Genomic DNA, 21,724 nt, shown 5'->3' with positions numbered 1-21,724 from the left:
TATCTGGAGCTGAGGGTAGACCATCTCTGTGCTGGATCTGAAGCTGCTGCGGGATCGCCCTGAACAGGTACGCCAAGCCCTGCAAAACCGCCGGGCCACAGTCGATCTGGATGGGATCCTGCAGTTGGATCGGGAGCGGCGGCAGTTGGAGGCCCGCAAGGGATCCCTGCAGGCCGAAAGCAACAGCCTCGGCAAAAAAGTCGGCGAGATCCTCCGCCAGGGGGCGGATCCCCAAGGCCCCGAGGTGGCGGCCCTGCGGCAGCGGGGGGTGGATCTCAAGGCCGAGATTGCCCAACTGGAGCAGCAGGAACGGGAGCTGGAAGAGGAGATTCGTGCTCGGCTGCTTACCCTGCCCAATTTGCCCCTGCCCAGCGTGCCGGTTGGCCGAGATGAGGCCGACAATGTAGAGGTGCGCCGCTGGGGTGAGGAGCTAAAGCCGGCCCATCCTGTCCTTCCCCATGACGAGATTGCCGAAAAACTGGGGTTGCTGGAGATTGGCCGTGCGGTCAAAGTGGCCCAAAGCCGCTTTGTGGCTATGGTGGGGGCAGGCGCGGCCCTGGAACGGGCTTTGATTGCCATGATGCTGGAGCGCCACGTTGCAGCCGGCTACACCGAGGTGATCCCGCCCTTTTTGGTCAACAGCGCTGCTTTACAGGGGACGGGGCAATTGCCCAAGTTCGCCGAAGATAGTTTTCGCTGTGCTGATGACGACCTGTGGCTGATCCCGACGGCGGAAGTTCCCCTCACCAACCTGTACCGGGATGAGGTAATCCCTGCGGAGTCCCTCCCTCTTTACTTCTGTGCTTACACCCCTTGTTTTCGCCGTGAGGCGGGCAGCTATGGCCGCGACACCAAGGGGCTGATCCGGTTGCACCAGTTTCAAAAAGTGGAGCTGGTCAAGGTCACTCGCCCAGATCAATCGGAAGCTGAACACGAGAAGCTGGTGCAGGATGCCGAGGCCATCTTACAGATGCTGGAGCTGCCCTACCGGGTGGTGGAGCTGTGTAGCGGCGATTTGGGCTTTGCGGCAGCCCGCTGCTTTGACTTGGAGGTGTGGTTCCCCTCCCAAAATCAATACCGCGAGATCTCCAGTTGCTCCAACTGCTGGGACTTTCAGGCCCGCCGTGCTAACCTGCGCTACAAAGAGACCGGCCAGAAAGGCACCCAGTTAGTTCACACCCTGAACGGCTCTGGCTTGGCGGTGGGGCGCTCTCTGGCTGCCCTGCTGGAAAATCACCAACAGCCGGATGGCTCGATTCGCATTCCCAAGGCGCTGCGTCCCTTTCTCAGCTCCCGCTTTCTCTCGGAAGACGGGATCCTCATTCCTGCTGCCTGAGCTCAAACTCAACCCAGTTTGATTGAGACTCGATTGAGACGCTCCTGCCCACCTGGCAGACGCCCTTATCTTTTCTGCAGTTTGGAAATGAATCAGCTTGACCTGCTCCTCGCTCTACAAGGATGAGGATCCCTAACACTTCACAGAGACGATCCACCTGACGGTAGCCTCAATCTTTAGGGTCATTTCAAGTTAGGTTGAGACACTTCCCAAGTGCTCTGCGGTACCGCTTCCGCTATGCAAAAGGGGAGAGGAGCTAGGAAGCAATGCATTCCTACCTTCCTGCCGGGCTGTCCTTCCGCTCAAGATTTGCCCTTGATGCGATCCAACTCAGCTTGCAATTCGGCGATCTTCTGGCGCAGACGGGCCGCTTCCGAAAGTTCGATGGCCGTGCCTGCCTCGCCCTCGGTATCGCTAATGTCATCAATGGTGATCTTGCGGGGACCGGCAGTTTGTCTGTCTTCTCCCTTGCGGTTGGCGTTGGCGGCGATGGCATCCATGTAAGCCCGCGCCTCTTCAGCGGTCATCGCCCCCCGCTCCACCAGCTCGTCCACCAAAGCTTGCGCCTGCTTGCGCAACTCCATCAGACGGATACCCGCTTTGCTGGCCACCTTGGCAGCATTATCCGCCGCCACAGCCGCCAAACCCATGCCGAAGTAAAAGGCTTTTTGAGCCCAGTTGGCGAGGGGATTGTCTGTTTCGGACATAGTGTAATGCGCTGCTAGGGCAAGGAGGAGAGAACCCAGCAGAGAGAAGTAGGGCTGCAAAGGGCGACCCGGGTTGACGCGCCTGCTCAGAGCATCCCGTGGTGCTGCTATCTTCCGATCCTGACACGGTTTGGGCGTCGGAGCTGCACGGACCCAGGTCTTCCAGTAGCCTAGCATTTTTCCCCTCTGCCCTGCTCGGCTTTCTTGGGCAACAGATGGGTTTCTCAGGGGGCTAGGGAGTTTCAGGCGGCTCCAGATAAACAGGGATCCGCTCTACGGCTGTATCGCTGCGTTGCACCTCCTGTTCCTGAACTTGAGGAAGGGTTACCGGCAGGGTAACCGGTTGAGCAACAAAACAACTGGCCACGGGCAGCGCTTGCTCCAGTTCGTCCAGAGGGCGGGGGATCACTGCCACCGCGTGCAATTCCCCAATGCGCTCTGCTTCGTACATGCCGGCATCGATGGCAATGGCCACGTTGGCCACTGTACCGCGGATAATGGCCGTACATAGGCCATCCCCAATGGTCTCGTAGGCCGCCAGTTGGACATCCGCGGTTTTGAGCATGACATCGGCAGCTCCCACCATTGCCGGGAAGCCGCGAGTTTCCAGCAGGCCCACGGCCAAGTTACTGAGGCGGCTGTAGCCGCGGTTTTGTGCCAGTTGAGACAGCTTGCTGCTGATCGGCAGCACCACTTCCAAGTTGGGCAGGGGGCGCGGGATCACCAAACTGGAGATCTCCTCTTGCTCGAACTGGCGGGCCAGCTCAATTCCCTCCTCAATGGCAATGCGCACATCGGCAATTCCCCCCCGCACAATGGCTGTGCAATAGCCCCCCGAGGTTTTCTCAAAGCCGATCAGCGTCACGCCTGCCGACTTGGTCATAGCGTCGGCAATGCGCACGATGACCGGAAAGCTGCGCGTCTGAATCAGGCCCAGGGAGGTTGACATCGGCATCCTAACTACTCACGCCAGTTTAGCCATCAGAGCCGGCCATCCCCAGAGGAGAGCACCTGTCGATAGGGATAAATCTTGCCCAAGAGGCGATCCAATTCCGAATGGCCAGGGATCCCGTTGAGGTTGCGCGTTTTGGTCCTTGGGGAACCGGACTTTTCTTGGGTTTGCTCGGCAGCTTCCTGCCAGCGGCGGGTTTGCTTTTCAACATTGGCCACCGGAGAACTGGGTGGGGGAGACGGCTCAGGCGACATCTCTGGAGCCATTTCCACTGCCGCCGGCGAGGGCTCTGCCGGGATGGGCTTGCTGCCGCCCGCCTCCTGGAGATCGAAACCATAGGTGGGATCCCCGAGCAGCGAGCCGGGGGGAATGACTGCTTGGCTGAGCACCGAACAATTCAGCACTGTGGTTTCTGAGCCGATGCAGGCGTTTTTGCCGATGGTGCCCTGCCCGATCACCAGCACCCCCATTCCCAAGGTTGCTCCCGCCTCCACGATGAGGGATCCCCCACAGGCGTGCAGGACGGATCCCATGCCGATACACGCGCCGCGCCCGATGTGAATTCGACAGCCGGGGTTGGCCCGCAGCAGCACCCCTGCCCCAATCCCCACCCCGGCTTCCACCTGTACCTCACCACTGACAAAATAGCGAGTTTCGTCGTTCTGGCCAGGCAAGGCGCGGAGCGTCATGGAGTTGGGCAAAGTATAGGCCAACAAAGTGCTCCTCATCGCTGGGGGGTTGGGCTTGAACCAACAGAGGTCAAAAAAAGCTGGGATCCCTCAAGGGGTTTGGATGATCTGCTCCAGCACTCGCCGTTTGGCCTTGGGATCGATCCCCAGCAGGCGAACGTATTCTCCCTGGTGTTCCGCCAGGCAGGCTTCTAGAGCCGCCACCACTTGGGGCACTTGGGTGGCCTCGATGGGGCTACAGCTTTGCCAGGAAGACGTGCGAAAACGGCGCTTGTCCGCATGTTCGGTGCCGATGCGGTAGCCTTGGCTGAGCAACTGCTGCACCTGAGCCACCACCTCGGCATTGAGGCGGGTGCCAGAAGGGGATCCCTTGGGGGCAGAAGCAGGAGCCGCGGCAGCAGCAGCAGATTTTCCGCTAGGGGTTTGGATGATGCGCTCATAGACCCGCCGTTTGCCTTTGGGATCGATCCCCAGCAGGCGCACATATTCTCCCTGGTGCTCCGCCAGGGCAGCCGTCAGCTTGGCCAACACCTCTGGCCCGCGGGTGGCGCGAATGGCCGGCCCACTCTGCCAGGAAGAGGTTTTGAAGCGGCGCTCGTCGGCATATTCGTAGCCGATGCGATAGCCCTGAGCCAGCAGCCGATGCACCTCCTCCTGCACCTCCAGATCCAGGCCGGCACTGCCCCCTGCCGCAGGAGCCGTATCTGCCACCACGCCGGTTCCTGCAGGACTGCTGCTCACCTGGCCTTGCGGGGTTTGAATGACCTTCTCCAGCACCCGCCGTTTGCCTTTGGGATCGATCCCCAGCAGGCGCACATATTCCCCTCGGTGCTCCGCCAGGGCAGCCTGAACAGCGGCCAGGATCTCCTGCGGCTGACCGCTCAAATTACCCAAGGTCTGCCAAGAAGAGGTGCGGTAGCGGCGGGCATCGGCCACCTCCAGGCCAATGCGATACCCCTGCGCCAACAGCGTTCGGATTTCTTCCTCTAGCCCTGAGCCAGACTGAGGGCCGGATGTGCCAGAACTCGGGGCAGTGGCTGCCGAGACGCGGCTGGGCATCCCAGAGACCAGCGCCGGCCCATCGGGGGTTTGGATGATCTGCTCCAGCACCCGCCGTTTGGCCTTGGGATCGATCCCCAGCAGGCGCACATATTCCCCTTGGTGTTCTGCCAGGATGGCCCCCAATGACTGCACCACCTCCGCCTCGTGGGTGCTGGTGATTGGGCTTTCGCTTTGCCAGGAAGAGGTTTTGAAGCGGCGAGCATCGGCATATTCCAGCCCCACGCGATAGCCTTGGGCCAGCAGGGCGCGAATTTGCTCCACCACCTCCGGCTTGAGAGGGGATCCGCCGCCGTTCCGGCCATTGCCGCGATGGGAAGAATGAGTCATGGGTGCCGTCTCCGTAGCCGTTGAGTTAGAGGTGCGCTGCAGTTCGTTGCGGATGGGAGCGATACAGACGAGGTTTTCGCTGCACTGGTAGCCCTCTCGCAGGGCTTGGTTGATGCCGATCACGTGTTGGGCAAACTTGGCATCGCTATCCTGGACGTCGGGCAGCCGGTCGGCCTCGGCCTGGGTGGTGATGATGGATCCAGAAGGCACGTACTTGCCTGGGGGGATCTCCACATCCTGGATCAGGCAATGCAACATGATGATGCAGCCATCCCCAACCCGAGCGTTGAACACCGTCGAGCGGAAGCCAATAAAGCAGTCGTTGCCCACGTAGGCCGGCCCGTGGATCAGAGCCATGTGGGCAATGGAAGTGTTTCTGCCAATCCAAACGGAGTAGGGTTGGCCGTCTTCTCCTATCACCCGCCCCTGTTCCAGGCCGTGGATGACCACCCCATCCTGAATGTTGGATCTGGCGCCAATGTGGAAGGGGGATCCCTCGTCAGCGCGAATGGAAGTTCCCGGGGCGATCAGCACCTCCGCTTCCACCCGCACATCCCCAATGAGGTTGGAGAAAGAATGCACGTAGGCTGTGGGATCGATCTTGGGCTCCGCCAGTCGGCGAGACCAGGGCGTTGGCGGTGCAGCATAGGTGTGAGCAGGCATAACCGTGAGCCTCTAGAACGCAGTAGGGCGGACAAGGGCAGCAAGAGAGATGAGAAGGGAAGGGATCCCAGCTAGCGTTGATCGCGCTTGTTGTAGAGAGAGCGACCGCCAACGCTGACCGTATCGATAATCGCCATCACCACCGCATCCAGCGGGCGAGTCTGGTTTCCTTGCGGCTGGCGAGCGGCACTGCCTTGGCTAACCAGCACCCACTCGTCAATGCCGGCCCCCACCGGATCGGCAGCCACAGCGTAATCGGGTTGCGGCTGGCCCTCGAGATCGACGTACTGCACCAACAAAAACTTCACGCCCGTCAAGCTGGGATCCTTTTGAGTGCTGGTGACGGTGCCCCGCACAATGGCAATACGCATCAGGGACGGGTGAAGGGACGGATGGCATTGACCCCTTCGCGGAACTGAGCCACATCCTCGGTGTAGCGAATGGGCAACACGTACTCCAGGTTCTCGTGGGGACGGGCGATAATGTGCCAAGACAACAACTGGCCGCCGTTCACCCGCTTCACCGAGTCAATGCCGGCAGCCACCGAGGCTTGCACCTCCGAGACATCCCCCCGCACGATCACGGTGACCCGACCGCTGCTGATTTTCTCGTAACCCACCAGGGTAACGCGGGCTGCCTTGACCATGGCGTCGGCAGCTTCTACCACTGCCGGGAAGCCCAGGGTTTCGATCATTCCAACTGCAATAGCCATAGGTACTCCTTACGCTGAAAGTGAAAGTGGGGTGCGAACTTTCTGGGGTGCGAACTTTACTGAAGTGGGGACTAGGTGCGGAACTGCTCTACCGCCTCGGTATAGCGGATGGGCAACACAAACTCCAGGTTCTCGTGGGGACGGGCAATGATGTGGTGGGAGAGAATCTCACCCCCGCTCACCCGCTTGGCAGACTCCAAACCGGCAGCCACCGAGGCTTGCACCTCCGAGACATCCCCCCGCACGATCACGGTGACCCGACCGCTGCCGATTTTCTCGTAACCCACCAGGGTAACGCGGGCTGCCTTGACCATGGCGTCGGCAGCTTCTACCACTGCCGGGAACCCGCGGGTCTCGATCATTCCAACTGCAATAGGCATATCAACTCTCCACTTTTGAACACACTCAGTTCCTGAACGCTGTCGAACCCAGCAACAAGGCAAATTGATCTCGCTTATTGGGTTCGCTCATGCAATCTCCTTTCGATTTCATCAGAGAGATCCTCTGCCCAAATCTCGATTGACAGCTTTTCCCGGCGACACCTACCCCAGCCACCAGAGACCCCCCTCTGAGGGGAGAAGGCTCTGAGCCACAGACCTCCGACTGAAGTCAGAACAGGTTGTAGGAGCCATCAGGGTTAACCGCAACTGTCACTCAGGCGGGCAAAGCTGCCAACTCTGAGCTAAGTCCACATCTTTCTTGTACACAATCGATCATACAAAATCGATTAGGACGACTCAGAGAAGGGATCCCCGACTTAACAAAATGATATCCCTATTTAATCCTGGACGAAAATCAATATTTTTAATTAGCACGATAGCTTTTTATTAAGAGAGGCAAAATTGTTATCAATTCAAAAATAATTCTTGACATCTTTTCAACTTTCACCGCTCATCGACTCCTGGATCATCGGCGCAGTGAGGGGGGCACTTCCAGGCCGTGGGCTTCCATGAGGTCGGCTCGGCCCATCAGGTGGGCTGGGGATCCCTGGGCCCAGATCCGACCTTGATCCAACAGGATGACCTGATCGCACACCTCCAGGATCAGCTCCAGATCGTGGGAAGCCAGCAGAAAAGTGTGGGTGGCCTGTTGCAAAAAAACTATCAACCGGCGCCGGGCTCGCAAATCGAGGTTGGCCGTCGGCTCATCGTAGAGCACCAACTGGGGTTTCATCGCCAGGATCCCGGCAATGGCGACCATGCGCTTTTCCCCACCAGAGAGGTGATGGGGGGGACGATCGGCCAAATGGAGGGTGCCGGTCATCTGCAGGGCGGCCTGAACGGCAGCCGCAATCTCCGCCTCAGGACGGGCCAAATTGCGCAGTCCGAAGGCCACATCTTCGGCCACCGATGGGGCAAACAGTTGGTCGTTGGGATCCTGAAACACCAACCCCACCTCAGGGCGAAACTGGCCGGGCCGCAGCGGCTGGCCAAACAAACTCACCTGGCCAGAGCAGGGGGGCAACAGGCCGCAGAGGGTGAGGAACAGGGTAGTTTTACCCGCGCCATTGGGGCCGATCACCCCCAGATGTTGCCCAACCTCGACCCGTAGATCCAGCCCTTGCAGCACCGGCGGATGACCGGGATAAGCTGTCCACAATTGGTTCACCTCCACCGCCGGCACCGGGTTCATAGCAAAGCTAGGGCATTCGCAGGTCTTTCCAGCGCTCCTGGGTGGCCGTGGGGGTAAGTTGCAAGGTGGGCACACTGGGGCTGGTCAGGTCAATGTGGACGATGTCGTCGGGCGTACACTCGCAGTAGCGGCGCAGATCCCGCATTTGGTTGAGGGTCTGAATTTGCAAGGGCAAGCGGTCGGAAATTGGCCCCAGGTAGACGTTGCCCAGCTCAGTATGCAGAGTGATCCCCGCTCCAGATTGCCAATCCACTGCCCTAATCTGGATTTCGGATTGCTGCAAAGCCTTGAGCAACAGCGCCCATTGGTCTGGGGTGTGGTTCTCCCAGCCCAGCAGCTCCAGCTCAGGCCAAGACGCGGGGGAACGGTAGGGATCCGGAGACAGCCAGTTGCCCTGGACATCCACCCAGCCCAGTTGGTTGCCCCATCGCGCGCGCGCCACAGGTTGCCGTTCCCGCACCTGGACGATGACACCCACCGGCAGCAGCCGCCGCTGCACCTGGACGCTTTCGATGGGAGAGGGGCGGGTCGGGGATCCCAGCAAAGCCCTTTCCAAAACAGCCGGTTGCACCTGCCAAATGTTGAGGGGATACTGCAGGGGCAATTGTGCCCGTATCCAGGCGGGATCGACCCAGTGGGCACCCTTTACCTGAATCTGTTCTGGCTGACGAATTTGCCAGTGGGGCTGCCGTAGGCCCAGCACCAGCAGCGCCAAGAGGGCCATCGAACCGGTCAGGCGCCAGGATCCCTGCCAGAATCGGCTGCGCCGTTGCCGACGCAAAAGCTGCCTACGCTGCAGGATTTGTTCACGGTTGGGAGCAGCCAGGAGTGCCATGGATCCCCCTTCACCCCATCACGGGGTATGCAGATGGGGAACATTCCGTGCTTCTACTCAACCCGCCATCTCCTGAACCTGATCCGCCCGCAGCCAAACCGTAGGGGTGGGAACAGCCCCAAACTTAATCTGCAGGTAGTCACCTTTGATATCCACGACTTCTCCGGGGGTCTCGAAAACGTAGTTGGGAATAAAAGGATCGCTTGCCTGCGCTTCTAAGCTACCCTCCAGTTTCTCGCGGATAGCCCGCACCAAGGTGCCTCGCTTGATTGCCATTGCTCCTCCTCAGTTCAGTCGCAGATTAGCCGGTTCGATAGCAGTTGTATCACGCCTGTCGCTGCTGCGAAGAGGAAAGCTGGGATCCAGCCTCTGGTTGGCTCTGACAGGGATCAACCTGAATTTGGCCTATTTGCGTCTCAGGCTGCGGGCCATATTGCGGAAGGTATCCATGTCCGATCCCCCCTGACGGCGTGGGCTTGCTCCGCTGCTGCTTGAAGCGGAGGATCCCTGCTCAGCAGCAGTTTCAGGAGTTTTGGCTTGCTCTGTGGACAACTTAACTTTGCTGAGGGAAGAGACCTGCTCCACCACCTCCACCTTCTCCTTGCTGCCGAAATCCTGGAAGGTGTGCTTCACGATCCTGGGGGTGCGCATATACTCGATGTTGCCAAGGGTTTTGGCTTCATCTGGGTCGAGAAAAAAAGTATTGTCGTTTTTCGCTTTCTTTGGGGTTGGCTTAGCAACAGTTTCCGGTGAGGACGTGGCCGCAGCTTTGCCGCGCGAGCCGAACAAGCGCTTGAAGATGCCTACCATGGTCGTTTTGCCTGCAATGGGAAGGAAGTTGAGCCGGATCCCTAGGCACTGATATTGGCCACCCGCCCTTGGCAAGGTGAGGGCCAGGCCCGGTCATGAAATAATGTTAAGCCAACTTAGAGCACCCTGCCCTCCGGGGCAGAAGGGTTTCTGGATCCCGCACCTCAGAGGGAGAGAGTTTCAACCTCTGGCAAAGGGTTTGGCCGATGGCAATGTAACTCATCCCCAAAGCATCTCAGGATCAGGAAGTTCAGGGATCCCTGTAGCCGACTGCCATACAACCTTCTGGCCGAGAAATTGGCTTACGCTCGCTCCTCTCTTCTAGAGAGCCAGAGGAGTTTCCTCATACGCTAGATGCGTTGTCTTAGCTAGCAGTGGCTATATGGCTATACAGTGAAGTAAGAAGTCCAAAAACTCACTCCAGGCTCAGATAAGTAAAAACTGCAGTATGAAGCTGTGCCTCCAGATCGGCCTGGTAAGAAAACCTTACTGCTGCACTTTTGAGGTGTAGTGTACTTCAACCCTGAGAGGAGCGCCCAGGTTCAAGGCAGTGCCAATACACCGGGCCAAGATTTGAATGTTAAGCCGCTGATCCGTCGATTCTAAACTTGTTGCAAGCCGACTCTTGCTTGGACCAACTACGGGTGAACGCTGTACGCTCATCTTAACAGACTCCCTATTTTGGTGAGGGCTGAACAACCAACTGACTTTCAGGTGATGTTATTGAGGAATCTCAAAGGAATACCGACCAGCAGCATCCAAGAACCTGCTCTTTGAGATTAGGATGATTTGCCCTTCTTGTGCATCGACAACCCTACGGATTTGTTAGGCAAGACACTCTTGGACTTTAAGGGATCCCACGGAAAAAGAATCTCTACTTTGCGAAACTTTGCGAAGCACTTTTGGGTAGAGATGAGGACGACCCGGAAAACTGGCTCTCGGTTCCCTGCGCACGCTCGCCAACTGCCAAGATGCTCTACCCCAAGTGGTTGGGGATCCAGCCGCATCGGGTTGCCTGGCAACAGGGTTGCCGTAGGTTTCTGGAAGAGCTGTGCTGTTTGGCGGGTTCGGTCTGCCGCGGCTCCCTGTAAAGGATGGATGTTGCCGCCCCGCAGTTGGGCATTGCTCTATTCTGGGATGAGCCCTCTTATAATGAGCATTGGGAATTCAACTGTCCCTGCTGCCCATCCGCCTGGCTGGGTTCTCTTCACTACCTGGAAGGGAACAACGGAGCCGCAAAGTCTGGGATAACTGCTGTTGCGTTTTGAGAGGAATCCATGTCTCTAGTTTTTAACCTGGTGAAGCGTTTGCAGCTCATCCTGCTCAGCCTTGTGGTTGGGGGGTTGGCTGTGGCGTTCTTGTCCAACCCTGCTGCTGCCGAGACCTACATTGTCAAAATGGGATCTGACAAGGCCCAGTTGGTCTACGATCCGCCTTCTCTCACCATCAACCAAGGGGATACCGTTCAGTGGGTGAACAACAAGGTCTACCCCCACAATGTTGTCTTCGACAAGGTGCCCGGTGGAGATGCGGCTCTGGCCGCCAAGCTCTCCCACAAGGCACTGCTCACTGCTCCTAAGCAGGTGGTGGAGTCGGCTTTTGTTGATGTTCCTCCAGGTGAGTACACCTACTACTGCACGCCCCACCGTGGGGCCGGAATGGTCGGCAAGATCATCGTGAACGGCTAAATCCACACCCCAAGTGCTGAACTTCTAGGGATCCCACTTTTGGTTTTGCCTTGCTGGACAGGGATCCCTGCCTTTAGCATAAAAGTTAGCCCTCTCAGGAGTGGGAGGGCTTTTTAGCGAATGAATACGCATTCGACCGGCTTGCCCTGTACTGCGCAAGTGTAGTTCTCAAACGGGTTCTCTATGACCACCAGCGTTAAAGGTTACCTGCTCTTGGCCGTTTCCTGCCTCAGCGCCATTGCTGCTGTTGGCTCAATTTTCGAGTTGGCTTCTGGCGAGCCGGATTTTGGCGTCGGCCCCACCAGCATCATCTTGGTTGTCGCTGCTCCATTGGCTGTTTGGCTGTTTCAGGCTGCGGTTGGAGCGGCACGGGCCGGCAATACGGCCGGGAAGGGAAGCAAAAAGAAAAAATGAGGAGACGGTGAGAACCCTGAGCAAATGGATATGGGGTCAGCAGGTTTGCTTCAAGGAGACCTCAGACTCCCTCTCAATTTCAGTCAGTTGGTGAAACTCCGGCAAGAGCTCCCGGTTCTGCACAGTTCCAAGAGCTGATTCCAAGCCGGCGGTAGCTAGGGTACAACTGGAGCCAGAACCATTCAGTACGGTCTCGGCGACCCGTCCATCTTTGCCGATCCGATATTCCACCTTGATGTACTCAGGCATCCGCACTCCACTGGTTACCGATCAACAACAGGTTCTTCCCCATTCTAGTTCTTGCTTCCTTTTCCTGGGCTAGATCTGGCTGGGCTCTATGGCTTCTGCTCGTCCCCTCTTCCAGGCTGCCAAAAGGGATCCCGGGATCCGGCGAGACCTCGGCTTGGGTGTGGGGGCATTGGTGTGTGTGGTGCTGATCGGCACCCTCTGGTACCACGGGGTGGAGCAGTGGCCTTGGGTGGAAGCTTTTTACATGACCGTTATCACCCTAACCACCGTGGGCTTCATGGAGGTGGGGCCGCTGGGGGAGCGGGGGCGTTTATTTACGGTGGCCTTGATCCTGATGGGGGTCTTGAGCATTGGGTTCATGGTGAATCGCTTTACAGAGGCCCTCATCCAGGGACATTTTCAGGAAGGGATCCGGCAACGGAAATGGAAGAAACAGATGGAAGCGCTGAACAACCACTACATCATTTGCGGTTTCGGGCGCATTGGCCGGCAGGTGGCCCAAGAGTTTCGAGCAGAAGGGGTGCCATTTTTGGTGATCGATCAGTCTGCTGAGGCGATTCAGGTGGCTCAAGAGCTGGGATATGTGGCTCTCCAGGGGGATAGTACTCTGGATGCCACTTTGCTGGAAGCGCGGGTGCAACAGGCGGAGGGACTGATTGCCGCCCTATCTTCCGATGCCGAGAACCTGTACGTGGTCTTGTCGGCCCGCACCCTGAACCCCCGCATTCGCACCATTGCCCGCGCCAATACGGAGGAGGCTTTGCAAAAACTGCAGCGGGCGGGCGTTGCCCATGCCATTTCTCCCTACATCACGGGCGGAAAACGCATGGCGGCGGCTGCCTTACGCCCCCGGGTTGTGGACTTTGTGGATGGCATCCTTGTCGGTCGGGATCGCACTTTTTACCTAGAGGAGTACGAGCTGGCAGCCCAAGAATGTCCTTATGTCGGGCAAACCCTACGGAAAGCCGATTTGCGCAACCGATCCGGAGCTTTAGTGGTGGCGATTCGACGGGCGGATGGCCAGTTGATTGGTGGCCCCAGCGGAGAAACCCTGTTGCAGCCGGGGGATCTGCTGTTGTGCATGGGCACTGCAGAGCAGTTGCGTCGGCTTGGACAGTTGCTCTATCCACGCCCGTAGCAGCCCGTTCTCCACCTGGGTAGCCTGGCTCAAATCCGCCTCAGGATACTGGGGCCGTGAGAGTCGGTGCCGCAGGTTTTCAAAAGTCCGTAGGCCTCGGCCAACTCTTCCGCTTTCTCCGTCACTTCTGGGCTAGGGATCCAAATCTCCGGGTTTTTGTAGGCGTAGTAGACCTCAAGGCCATCTATTCCCAACTCCGCTGCTGCTGGGACGATTTCCTCTGCAGGCAGGCAATAGCGAAAGGGATGGGCCAACACCGCCAAGCCTCCTGCCGCTTGAATGGCCTGGATCGCGTCGGCGGCGGGCAAGCCGGGAACCTGCTCCCCTTGGGTAAAGGGATCCAGGACACCATCGGTGGGATCGAAGCCGTAGCCGAGAATATGCACTTCACAGCCCAACAGGTTTGCGGTGATCTCGATCCCCGGCCACAGGATGGGGTCGTCGGGACGATCCAGGTGGGCGCGGGCTCGCTCGTAGCCCTTCAGGGTGTGGTGATCGGTGATGGCTAGGCCCTTGAGGCCGTGCCGGCGCGCCTGCTCCGCCAGATCCACGGGATCCATCTGCCCATCCGAACAACGAGTGTGTAGGTGAAAGTTGTACTGCAAGGGACAAGAACGAGGGCCAACCCCCTGTAGCACCTGCCGCAACTCCCCAGCAGAAGGCACCACGCAGGGATCCCGTTCCAAGCTGACAACCATAGCCACCCTTGGGTTCTGAAGTTTTATTAAGCATGTCCCCCCATTGTAGCCAGGGGCAAGGGTCAGTGCTATGGGTCAAAGACTACTGAGCTGGGGGCTCAGAAGCCGTGGGCCAATACTTCCTCGGCGGCGCGAGTTCCCGCCCCTGGGGTGAAGTCGCTGTAGCCCACGGTGTGTAAAGCTGACTCCAGAGCAGCCAAGGTCATCAGCACATCGCGGTCACTCACAAAGCCCAAATGGCCAATGCGGAAGATTTTGCCCTTGAGGTGGTCTTGTCCAGCGGCAAGGGCGATGTCGAAGTGTTTCTTCAAGGTGCTGCGGATGGTGTCAGCGTTGATCCCTTCGGGAGCGAGTACAGCTGTTACCGAAGGACTGGCCGCTGACTCTGGATCAACCAAGAGCTTTAGCCCCAGAGCCTTGACGCCAGCACGGGTGGCCTGGGCCAGCTTGGCATGACGCCGGTAGATGGCTTCCAACCCTTCTGCGCGCATCATGCGCAGGGTAACCTGCAGGGCGTAAAACAGGTTCACCGCCGGTGTAAAGGGAGTGGTGCCTTGGCGCAGGGCCTTTTGCGCCAGCTTAAAGCTCCAGTAGTACTTGGGAAACCTAGAGCGCTCCGTAGCGGCCATGGCCCGCGGGCTGACGGCCACAAATCCCAGCCCTGGTGGGATCATATAGCCCTTCTGGGATCCCGAGGCCACCACATCCAAGCCCCATTCGTCCATTAACACCGGCATTGCCCCCACGCTGGTGACCCCATCCACCAGGACGAGGGCTTCCCCGTGCTCGCGGGCAGCAGCAGCAATGGCTTGGACATCGTTGGCTACGCCGCTGGAAGTCTCCGAGTGGGTGAGGATGACGGCTTTGATGGTTTTTTCCCGGTCGGCAGCCAGCTTTTCTTGGAAGATCTCGACGGGGTAAGGGATCCCCCAGGGGGTTTCCACCCGCTCACACTGAAGGCCAAACTGCTCGGACATTTCCGCCCAGCGCTCCCCAAACTTGCCGTTCACCCCCACCAAAACCCGATCCCCAGGGCTGAGGGTGTTGAGGATCCCGGCTTCCATAGCGCCGGTGCCACTGGCGGAAAAGACAAACACATCGGAGGTGGTTTGGTGCAGCCAGCGCAACCCATCGGTGACCTCTTCCAAAGTGGCGGTGAACTCTTTGCTGCGGTGCTCGATGGGCCCCCGTGCCATCGCCAGCAGCGCACTCTCGGGAACGGGAGTGGGGCCGGGGATCATCAATATCAGCTTGTCTTTCATGCTTGCCCTGCTTGGGATGCAAGTAAGGTTTAAAAGGTGGCGGCCAGATTCGAACTGGCGCATAGAGGTTTTGCAGACCTCTGCCTTACCACTTGGCTACGCCACCCCATTGCTCAACTGGGCGCAGATATTGTATCCGAAAAGGGGATCCCCCTTCCAGTAACCAAAAGTAGCAGTTCCCAGCTCAGCTAGGCCTCAACCCTTTCTTCCTGCACCTTTAACAGACGGGATCCCAGCAGGCGCTGCAGCCAAGGAGCCAGAAACTTGCGGTTGGCCAACTGCTGCTGGGGATCCTGAGTTTCCAGAGGGAAGGGGGCAAGAGCCCGCAGGGCGGCAGTGGTAACACAGAACATGGCCTTTTGGAAGCTAAGGCAGATTTTCACCCGCAGGTCATCATCCCCGCGAGGCTGGCGGCGGTAGTGCTCTCGCAAGCGAGGGGGCAGGTGGCGCATCATGTCCTGCATCAACAGGGTAGGCGGGATCCCAGCGCTGCCTACCGGCAGCGGATCGGCGTAGAGGGCGCCGTAGGCAAAGTCAGCCTGCTCAGCCGGGATCTGGTGGGCCTGGGCGTTGTAGGAAACCGTGCCCATAAAGGGAAAGGAGCGGAAAAACACCGCTTCCACATAGGGGATAGCCGTATCTGATAGGAAAGTCAGACCCGCCGAGAGAGGGATGATCTCGTAGCGGCGGCCCCAGATGCAGGGAGCGTAGGTGATAGGCTTGTCGGCAGCTGCCACCAACCCCTGCTGGATGTGAGCCACCACGTCGGGAATGGTGAGGTGGGGTTCTGTCTCAGAGCGCTTGGCCAGCGCCAGGAAAATATCGCTCATCACCCGCCAAAACTGGCCCAAGCCGCTGTACATAGCCAGCATGCGCACCTGTTCTAGAGCAAAGTCGGGAAACAGGATCCCCAAGCCCTGCAAGAAGGGATTGAAGCGGATTTTGGCCCGGATGGCTCTCTTGGCCCGCTCGACAAATTCAGGGGTATCCAGGTAGCGGTCTAGCCCCCCTCCCCCATGCCAGAGCATAGCCTTCATGCAGTATTCGGCAAACTCGTAGTTGATGCGGTCATGCCACAGGTAGCGCAGCCATTTGCCCAGGGTAATCTCGCCGTTGAAATACTTAAACGCCGGAAAAAGCTCCAAAAATTGGTGGTCGGCAATAAAGATCAAATTGCGCGAATAGGCATCCAGCACCTCGCCGTAGCTATGCAGGATGCCAATGACCTCTAGGCGATTGGCAGGGGCATCCGGCACAAGGGCTCCCCCTGCCTCTAGGCGCTGGACAATAGGAGCCAGTTGCAGTTGCTCCAGAGGAGATAAGCCGGCCAGAAAGAAGCAGGAAGGAGCAGGAGCAAGAGTGGCAGTCATGGGAGCAAAAGAAACTCCGTCGATCTCATCAAATCATCAAAAGGAAGACAACCCAAACTGAAAGGCAGTGACCAGTCCTGCAACACCAGCTAGGTTAGCCTTGGCCAAGGCCAAGGTGGTGGACTCCACCCAGCGGGTTGCCCAGCTAGGCTGCAGGCCCAGTAACACCACCAGCGTTGCCAAAACAACAGCAGGCAGGCGCTCTTCAGTGGCGTGGCGTTGCATGGCTATGGCCACTTGCGAGAGGCGCCCAAAAAAGACACGGTTCACCATCAGCAGAAAATAGGCCGCCGTCAATCCCGTCCCCACCATGCACAGGAGCGTTTGCAGGGGAAAGACGGCAAAGCTGCCCCGAAAGAGGGTGAACTCAGCTATAAAGCCCACCATGCCCGGTGTGCCGCCACTGGCCATCACCCCTAGCACCATCAAGCTGCCAATCAACGGCAAGCCCCGCTCTGGGTTGAGCAACCCTTGCAACAACCTCAGATCCCGTGTGCCGGTGTTGGCATAGACGGCTCCCACCAGTAGAAACAGTAGCGCCGAGATCAGGCCGTGGCTGACCATCTGAAAGATGGATCCCACCAGGGAGAGGGGAGTGGCTGCTGCTACAGCCAAGAGGATGTAGCCCATGTGGGCAATGGAGCTGTAGGCCACCAGCTTTTTCATATCCTGCTGCACCAAGGCGTTCAGGGATCCATAGAGCACGTTAACCACCGCCCAACCGGCCAGCCAAGGCCCGGCTTGATCCCAGGCATCCGGCAAGAGCTGCAGGCCAAAGCGCACCAGGCCGTAGGTGCCCAACTTCAAAAGCAAACCCGCCAGCAACACGGAAATGGGGGTGGAAGCCTCCACATGGGCATCCGGCAACCAGGTGTGGAAGGGCACCAAGGGGATCTTGATGGCCAGGCCCAGCAGAATGGGAATGAGCAAAAGGATCTGCGACAGCCGAGGTAAAGGGTGGGCCTGCAGGACGGTGTAGGTAAAGCTGTGGGCATCGCTCAGCCAACTGAGGCCGAAAAAGCCAATCAAGAGGAGGATCCCCGACAGAGCGGTGTAAACCAAAAACTTGGTGGCGGCATAGGTGCGGCGCGGCCCTCCCCAGATGGCGATGAGCAAATACAGGGGGATCAGCTCCACTTCATAGAACAGGAAAAACAGCAGCAAATTCTGAGCCAAAAAAGCTCCGGCCACCGCTGCCGCCAGCATAAGCACCAAGCTGTAGTAGAGGCGGGGCCGCTCCACCTGGCCGCTGGCCCAAATAGCCATCAACACCAGTAGCCCGGTCATCACCACCAAAGGCAGAGAGATCCCATCCACTCCCACCTCATAAACCAAGCCCAACTGGGGGATCCAGGCCATCCTTTCCGCCAATTGCAGGGATCCAAGGTGGGGGTCAAAGATCAGCAACAGCCCCGCGCTCAGGCCAAACAAAACCCACCCAAACCCCAAGGCCAAAGCCCGGTGCAAGCCCTTCCCCGCCTGCTCGGGAATCAACCCAATCAAGATGCTCCCCAACAACGGGATCCCAATCAAAAGGCTCAACATGGCTCTCTCCCATCAATAGGCCAACCCCAAATGGGGCGAACGCAGTAGCCAAGCTGTAACCAACACCATCCCGATGACAATCACCAGCACATAGAGTTGCATCCGCCCCGACAGGGTGTACTTGAGGGCTTCGCCGCTGAAGAAAAAGGCCAGGCTCACCCCGTTCACCAAGCCGTCCACTCCGTTGCGATCCAGCCACTCCAATCCGCGGGAGAGGGCGCTGACCGGTTGCACCACCAGGGCTTGGTAGAGGTGCCCCGTGTAAAAGTCGTGGGCCAGCAGATCCTGCAACTCCGGCCAGGGCAGATATACCCTCCGTTGGTCCCCCCAGTACAGCCAGCCGCCAATGGCTGCCCCCACCAGCCCAGCAGCCGTCAGCAGAGCCGCCATCCACCTCAGCTGCGGGTTCCAGTCGGGATAGAGCCCCCAGCGCCCCAACAGCCAGGGCATGAGCAAGGTTTGCACCGTCAGGATGCCCATGGGCAGAGCCATCAGCCAGCCCACCTCAGGGGCCCGGCGGGTTTTGGGTTGAGGGGATCCCAAAAAGACCAGGCCAAACACCCGCGCCAGGTTGAGAGCCGTCAGCCCATTCACCAGCAGCAGCACCCCCACCAGGGCCGGCTGCACCCCGCTGTAGACCAGCGCCAGGCGGGTCAGCGTCCAAAAGCACCCTAGGGGCAGCAGAGCCACCATCCCCAGGGATCCCACCGCAAAAGCGGCCACCGTGGCCGGCATGCGGCTGCGCAGGCCCCCCAGCTCTGTCAAATCTTGGGTAGAGGTGGTGTAGATGAGGGATCCCACCCCCATAAACAGCAGCGCCTTAGCCAAGCCGTGCATGAGCAGCAGCTCCAGGGCCAAATCCGGCTGCTGCATCCCCACTGCCATAAACACCAACCCCAAGTAGGCGCTGGTGGAATAGGAAAAGGTGCGCTTGAGGTCAATTTGCGCCAAGGCCACCAGGGATCCGCCCAGGGCTGTGATCGTGCCGATGACCACCAAGACCCCATCTGTAACTGGCGACAGGGCCAAGAGCGGCTGCAGCTTAATCAGCACAAAAGCCCCGCAGGCCACCACTGCCGAATTGCGCAGGATCGAGGCCGGGTTGGGCGCTTCCATCGCCTCATCCAGCCACAGGTGCAGCGGAAACTGGGCGCATTTCCCCAAAGGCCCTGCAATCAAAGCCAACCCCATCAAAGCCGCCCAAGCCGGATCCAAGCTAGTCGTAGCCGCCCAGTCCCGCAGGCCGGAAAAGGTCAAGGCCCCAGAAAAGTTGGAAATTGCCACCACCCCCATCAGCAGCAACAGATCCCCTACCCGCTTGGTTAAAAACGCATCCCGCGCCGCTGTCACCACCAGAGGCTGGGCGTACCAAAAGCCCACCAGCAAATAGGTGGAAAGGGTGAGCATCTCCAGCAGGGCATAGCTGAAAAACAGCGAGTCGCTGAGGGCGATCCCTGTCATTCCCCCCTCGAAAAAGCCCATTAGAGCGGCAAAGCGACCCAGGCCCCAGTCCCTATCCAAATACCCCAGCGCATAGATCTGGGCCAGCAGGCTCAAACCGCTGATCCAGACGACGGCCCCCATTGTCAGAGGCGAGATCTCCAAAGACAGAGTCAAATCCAAATCGGCCACCCGAAACCAGGGGTAGTTCAGGATCTGGGGATCCCGACCCCAAACCTGCCGCAACAGCCAAAGGCCATGGGCAAAGGCGGCAAAAGTCAGAAGGATGTTGAGGTAAGCTGCCGGGCGCGGGCCACTGCCCTTGACCCACCCCGTTGCCCAGGGAATGGCCAAAGCTGTTCCCGCCCACCCATAGCAAGGGATCCACCAACTGCTCTCCAACCCCAAAAGGTTTGACATCATTAAATGCTAAATAAAACGGAAAACTGGATCCAACGGAAATCAGTCAGGCTTTTGAATCGCTCGTTCTCTATTTCACGATATACCTGGCTCGAACGGTTCCAAAACCGGGCCGGCTGGCTTGAGCCAATCTCGAAGTTGAGCGGCAATGCGCCGGGCGGCCCCTGGGGATCCCATGCGGCGGCGTCCATGGGCCCGCAACTCAGCCGCGTAGTTGGGATCGGCGGCCAGGCGTTCCAGAATCCGGCCAACCACGGCGGGAGCCTGCTCCACTGAGGTCAGGTGGACGGCGGATCCCAAAAGACGAGTCTGTGCTTCGGCAAAGCGCGGGGTAAACTGCGGTCCCTCTCCCGGCAGGGTCACCACCGGTTTTCCCAAGCCCACACATTGCTCGGTAGCCGTTCCCGCCATGGCCAGCACCACTGTTGCTCGTTGGGCACAGGCCCCGAAGTCCCCCCAAACCAGAAGTACATCGCTGCGCTGAGATGGGATCCGAGCCTGAAGCGGGTCTCGCTCCAGGTTGGGGCTGAGGGCAGCATAGACTTGCAGCTCCTTTGGGAGCCGCTCCACCACCTGCATCATCAGAGCCCAGTTGCGATAGGCTTCCGGCGGACGGGATCCGGGCAAGAGCAGCAAGGCCGGTCGGTGGGGATCCAAAGGCAATGTCCCGCGTGGCTCTAGGCCATCCATCATCGGGTTGCCCAGGTAGAAGGCCCTCAGGCCCCGTTTTTGCAAAGCTGTAGTCGTCAGCTCATCCCGCAAAAAAGAACCCAGGCAGCGTCGGTGGGCCATCAGCCAGCGCTCCCAGGGCAGGTAATCGGAAATCGGCTGCCCAAAAGGGATCCAGGGGCGTCGGTAGGGCCCCCGTTCATCTCGCCAGTAATAGTCCGACTTGGCCGTGCCCACAAAGACGTAGGGGATCCCACTCCACCATGCCATCAGCAAGGGCACAATATCCCCCACGGCCAGCACCAGGTTCCTCTGGGCTGCTGCCCGCCGAACCAACGCCAATTGCCGCCCCGTCAGCCCCAGCAAACCGGCCCGCAAATCCCGCCACAACTGCCGCCAATCCTGATAAATAAACCCCCCCGACGGCATCACCTGGGCAATGGGCAGCAGGGGGATCCCTTGGCGTTGGTAGGCTGTCCCTTCTCCCACAATCGGCAAGGCTTGCACCGGGATCCCCAGTTGGACTAGGGCAACAGCAAGGCGACTGCCCACCTCATCTTCCCCGTGTCCATTGCTCAGACACAGCACCTGCGGTGGATTCGTTGGATTCCATTGGGTTTCCACAGCTTGCCGTAGGCGCAATCTGGGCTGAATCAAGAGGGATCCCCCAGCTCACCAGAAATCTCCTCATAGAATAGAGCCAATCCAAGAGGGGAACCCGGGAGATGATCCGAAATGAGCGACAACGAGCCGAACTGATTGCAGCGGTAGAAGCCCTTCAGCTGGAAGGCCCCTATTTTGTGGAAGAGCGCCTCGCCCGCCATCGCGGCCCTTTCTTGCGGGCAGTGAAAGATGTGCCTGTAGGGGGAACTTGGTGGGAGATCCGCTACTTTCCCGCCTGCGAGCGCTATGCTTGGGCCTACCTTCCGGAAGGGGCTGGCCCACGGGCTTTTGCCTGGGGACACACGCCGCAGCAAGCCTTTCTTAACGCCTTATGGCATCACCCTCTTTCTCCTCAGGGCCAAGGACAGCCTCAGGGAAACCATTCCGATTTACAGTGATTTACAGTGAATTGACTACTCTCCACCCTACTGACTTGCTTCCGG

The 21,724-nt window shown here is 58.9% G+C and carries 23 protein-coding genes, 1 tRNA gene and 1 other RNA gene; 5 read left to right on the top strand and 20 right to left on the bottom strand.

All coding sequences use genetic code 11. From position 1 onward, the window contains the following. The first annotated feature begins 28 nt into the window (after positions 1-28). Positions 29-1,336, top strand: a complete 1,308-nt coding sequence (gene serS / locus ACVW0B_RS00395; protein ID WP_414413348.1) for a serine--tRNA ligase — start codon at positions 29-31, stop codon at positions 1,334-1,336. Positions 1,337-1,638: 302 nt separating this feature from the next. Here the strand turns inward: serS and ACVW0B_RS00390 are convergent, their stop codons facing one another. From ACVW0B_RS00390 to ACVW0B_RS00335, 12 genes are all read right to left on the bottom strand, one after another. After that, on the bottom strand, positions 1,639-2,043 hold the full coding sequence (locus tag ACVW0B_RS00390; RefSeq protein ID WP_457490678.1) for a hypothetical protein: 405 nt from the start codon (positions 2,041-2,043) through the stop codon (positions 1,639-1,641). A gap of 62 nt (positions 2,044-2,105) precedes the next feature. Beyond that, positions 2,106-2,203, bottom strand: an RNA gene (gene ffs / locus ACVW0B_RS00385) — signal recognition particle sRNA small type. A gap of 72 nt (positions 2,204-2,275) precedes the next feature. Further along, positions 2,276-2,992, bottom strand: a complete 717-nt coding sequence (locus ACVW0B_RS00380) for a carbon dioxide-concentrating mechanism protein CcmK (RefSeq protein WP_457406633.1) — start codon at positions 2,990-2,992, stop codon at positions 2,276-2,278. Between the two features lie 32 nt (positions 2,993-3,024). Then, positions 3,025-3,708 carry a hypothetical protein gene (locus tag ACVW0B_RS00375; protein ID WP_457490677.1) on the bottom strand — a complete coding sequence of 228 codons (684 nt, stop codon included), beginning with the start codon at positions 3,706-3,708 and terminating at the stop codon, positions 3,025-3,027. Positions 3,709-3,774: 66 nt separating this feature from the next. Next, on the bottom strand, positions 3,775-5,736 hold the full coding sequence (locus ACVW0B_RS00370) for a ribulose bisphosphate carboxylase small subunit (protein WP_457490676.1): 1,962 nt from the start codon (positions 5,734-5,736) through the stop codon (positions 3,775-3,777). Positions 5,737-5,807: 71 nt separating this feature from the next. After that, positions 5,808-6,107: a EutN/CcmL family microcompartment protein gene (locus tag ACVW0B_RS00365; RefSeq protein WP_011433394.1), complete on the bottom strand. Its 300-nt coding sequence runs from the start codon at positions 6,105-6,107 to the stop codon at positions 5,808-5,810. After that, complete coding sequence (locus ACVW0B_RS00360) at positions 6,107-6,448, bottom strand: carbon dioxide-concentrating mechanism protein CcmK (RefSeq protein WP_011433395.1); 342 nt, start codon at positions 6,446-6,448, stop codon at positions 6,107-6,109. The genes ACVW0B_RS00365 and ACVW0B_RS00360 overlap by 1 nt, the downstream gene beginning before the upstream one ends. A gap of 71 nt (positions 6,449-6,519) precedes the next feature. After that, positions 6,520-6,828 (bottom strand): carbon dioxide-concentrating mechanism protein CcmK, encoded by a 309-nt coding sequence (locus ACVW0B_RS00355; protein ID WP_011430450.1) that lies wholly within the window; start codon positions 6,826-6,828, stop codon positions 6,520-6,522. Between the two features lie 526 nt (positions 6,829-7,354). Continuing rightward, on the bottom strand, positions 7,355-8,080 hold the full coding sequence (locus ACVW0B_RS00350) for an energy-coupling factor ABC transporter ATP-binding protein (protein ID WP_457490675.1): 726 nt from the start codon (positions 8,078-8,080) through the stop codon (positions 7,355-7,357). A 7-nt stretch (positions 8,081-8,087) separates the two neighbouring features. Continuing rightward, positions 8,088-8,915 (bottom strand): cell division protein FtsQ/DivIB, encoded by an 828-nt coding sequence (locus tag ACVW0B_RS00345; RefSeq protein ID WP_457490674.1) that lies wholly within the window; start codon positions 8,913-8,915, stop codon positions 8,088-8,090. Positions 8,916-8,972: 57 nt separating this feature from the next. Beyond that, entirely contained in the window at positions 8,973-9,191 is a 219-nt protein-coding gene (gene ndhO / locus ACVW0B_RS00340) for an NAD(P)H-quinone oxidoreductase subunit O (RefSeq protein ID WP_011433398.1), read from the bottom strand. A gap of 129 nt (positions 9,192-9,320) precedes the next feature. Beyond that, entirely contained in the window at positions 9,321-9,725 is a 405-nt protein-coding gene (locus ACVW0B_RS00335) for a hypothetical protein (protein ID WP_011433399.1), read from the bottom strand. A 1,277-nt stretch (positions 9,726-11,002) separates the two neighbouring features. Between ACVW0B_RS00335 and petE the strand changes: the two genes are divergently transcribed. Next, the gene (gene petE, locus ACVW0B_RS00330; protein WP_011433401.1) at positions 11,003-11,413 is read left to right on the top strand and encodes a plastocyanin; all 411 of its coding nucleotides are present in this window, start codon (positions 11,003-11,005) and stop codon (positions 11,411-11,413) included. 183 nt (positions 11,414-11,596) lie between these two features. Next, the gene (locus ACVW0B_RS00325; RefSeq protein ID WP_011433402.1) at positions 11,597-11,827 is read left to right on the top strand and encodes a hypothetical protein; all 231 of its coding nucleotides are present in this window, start codon (positions 11,597-11,599) and stop codon (positions 11,825-11,827) included. A gap of 36 nt (positions 11,828-11,863) precedes the next feature. Here ACVW0B_RS00325 and ACVW0B_RS00320 read toward each other — a convergent pair whose 3' ends face one another. Then, positions 11,864-12,076, bottom strand: a complete 213-nt coding sequence (locus ACVW0B_RS00320; RefSeq protein ID WP_414352013.1) for a DUF2997 domain-containing protein — start codon at positions 12,074-12,076, stop codon at positions 11,864-11,866. An 88-nt stretch (positions 12,077-12,164) separates the two neighbouring features. Here ACVW0B_RS00320 and ACVW0B_RS00315 point away from each other — a divergent pair, with 88 nt between their 5' ends. Then, complete coding sequence (locus ACVW0B_RS00315) at positions 12,165-13,214, top strand: potassium channel family protein (RefSeq protein WP_414522132.1); 1,050 nt, start codon at positions 12,165-12,167, stop codon at positions 13,212-13,214. A gap of 29 nt (positions 13,215-13,243) precedes the next feature. Here the strand turns inward: ACVW0B_RS00315 and ACVW0B_RS00310 are convergent, their stop codons facing one another. From ACVW0B_RS00310 to ACVW0B_RS00280, 7 genes are all read right to left on the bottom strand, one after another. Then, on the bottom strand, positions 13,244-13,912 hold the full coding sequence (locus ACVW0B_RS00310; protein ID WP_414522131.1) for a PHP domain-containing protein: 669 nt from the start codon (positions 13,910-13,912) through the stop codon (positions 13,244-13,246). Between the two features lie 98 nt (positions 13,913-14,010). Then, positions 14,011-15,174 carry a pyridoxal-phosphate-dependent aminotransferase family protein gene (locus ACVW0B_RS00305; protein WP_457490673.1) on the bottom strand — a complete coding sequence of 388 codons (1,164 nt, stop codon included), beginning with the start codon at positions 15,172-15,174 and terminating at the stop codon, positions 14,011-14,013. 34 nt (positions 15,175-15,208) lie between these two features. Next, positions 15,209-15,280: transfer RNA gene (locus ACVW0B_RS00300), tRNA-Cys, on the bottom strand. A gap of 82 nt (positions 15,281-15,362) precedes the next feature. Next, positions 15,363-16,544, bottom strand: coding sequence for a CO2 hydration protein (locus ACVW0B_RS00295; RefSeq protein WP_457490672.1), 1,182 nt, complete (start codon positions 16,542-16,544; stop codon positions 15,363-15,365). 36 nt (positions 16,545-16,580) lie between these two features. Further along, the gene (locus ACVW0B_RS00290; RefSeq protein WP_457490671.1) at positions 16,581-18,089 is read right to left on the bottom strand and encodes an NADH-quinone oxidoreductase subunit M; all 1,509 of its coding nucleotides are present in this window, start codon (positions 18,087-18,089) and stop codon (positions 16,581-16,583) included. A gap of 12 nt (positions 18,090-18,101) precedes the next feature. Further along, positions 18,102-19,949, bottom strand: coding sequence for an NAD(P)H-quinone oxidoreductase subunit F (locus tag ACVW0B_RS00285; RefSeq protein ID WP_457490739.1), 1,848 nt, complete (start codon positions 19,947-19,949; stop codon positions 18,102-18,104). A gap of 75 nt (positions 19,950-20,024) precedes the next feature. Further along, the gene (locus ACVW0B_RS00280) at positions 20,025-21,242 is read right to left on the bottom strand and encodes a lipid-A-disaccharide synthase-related protein (RefSeq protein WP_457490738.1); all 1,218 of its coding nucleotides are present in this window, start codon (positions 21,240-21,242) and stop codon (positions 20,025-20,027) included. Between the two features lie 101 nt (positions 21,243-21,343). On the opposite strand from ACVW0B_RS00280, the gene ACVW0B_RS00275 reads away from it, so the two are divergent. Beyond that, complete coding sequence (locus ACVW0B_RS00275) at positions 21,344-21,679, top strand: hypothetical protein (protein WP_457490670.1); 336 nt, start codon at positions 21,344-21,346, stop codon at positions 21,677-21,679. The last annotated feature ends 45 nt before the right edge of the window (positions 21,680-21,724 follow it).

This window comes from Thermostichus sp. MS-CIW-23, assembly GCF_054059455.1.
Note: the sequence above shows the minus strand (reverse complement) of the source record. Positions and strands in the feature narration are given on the sequence as shown.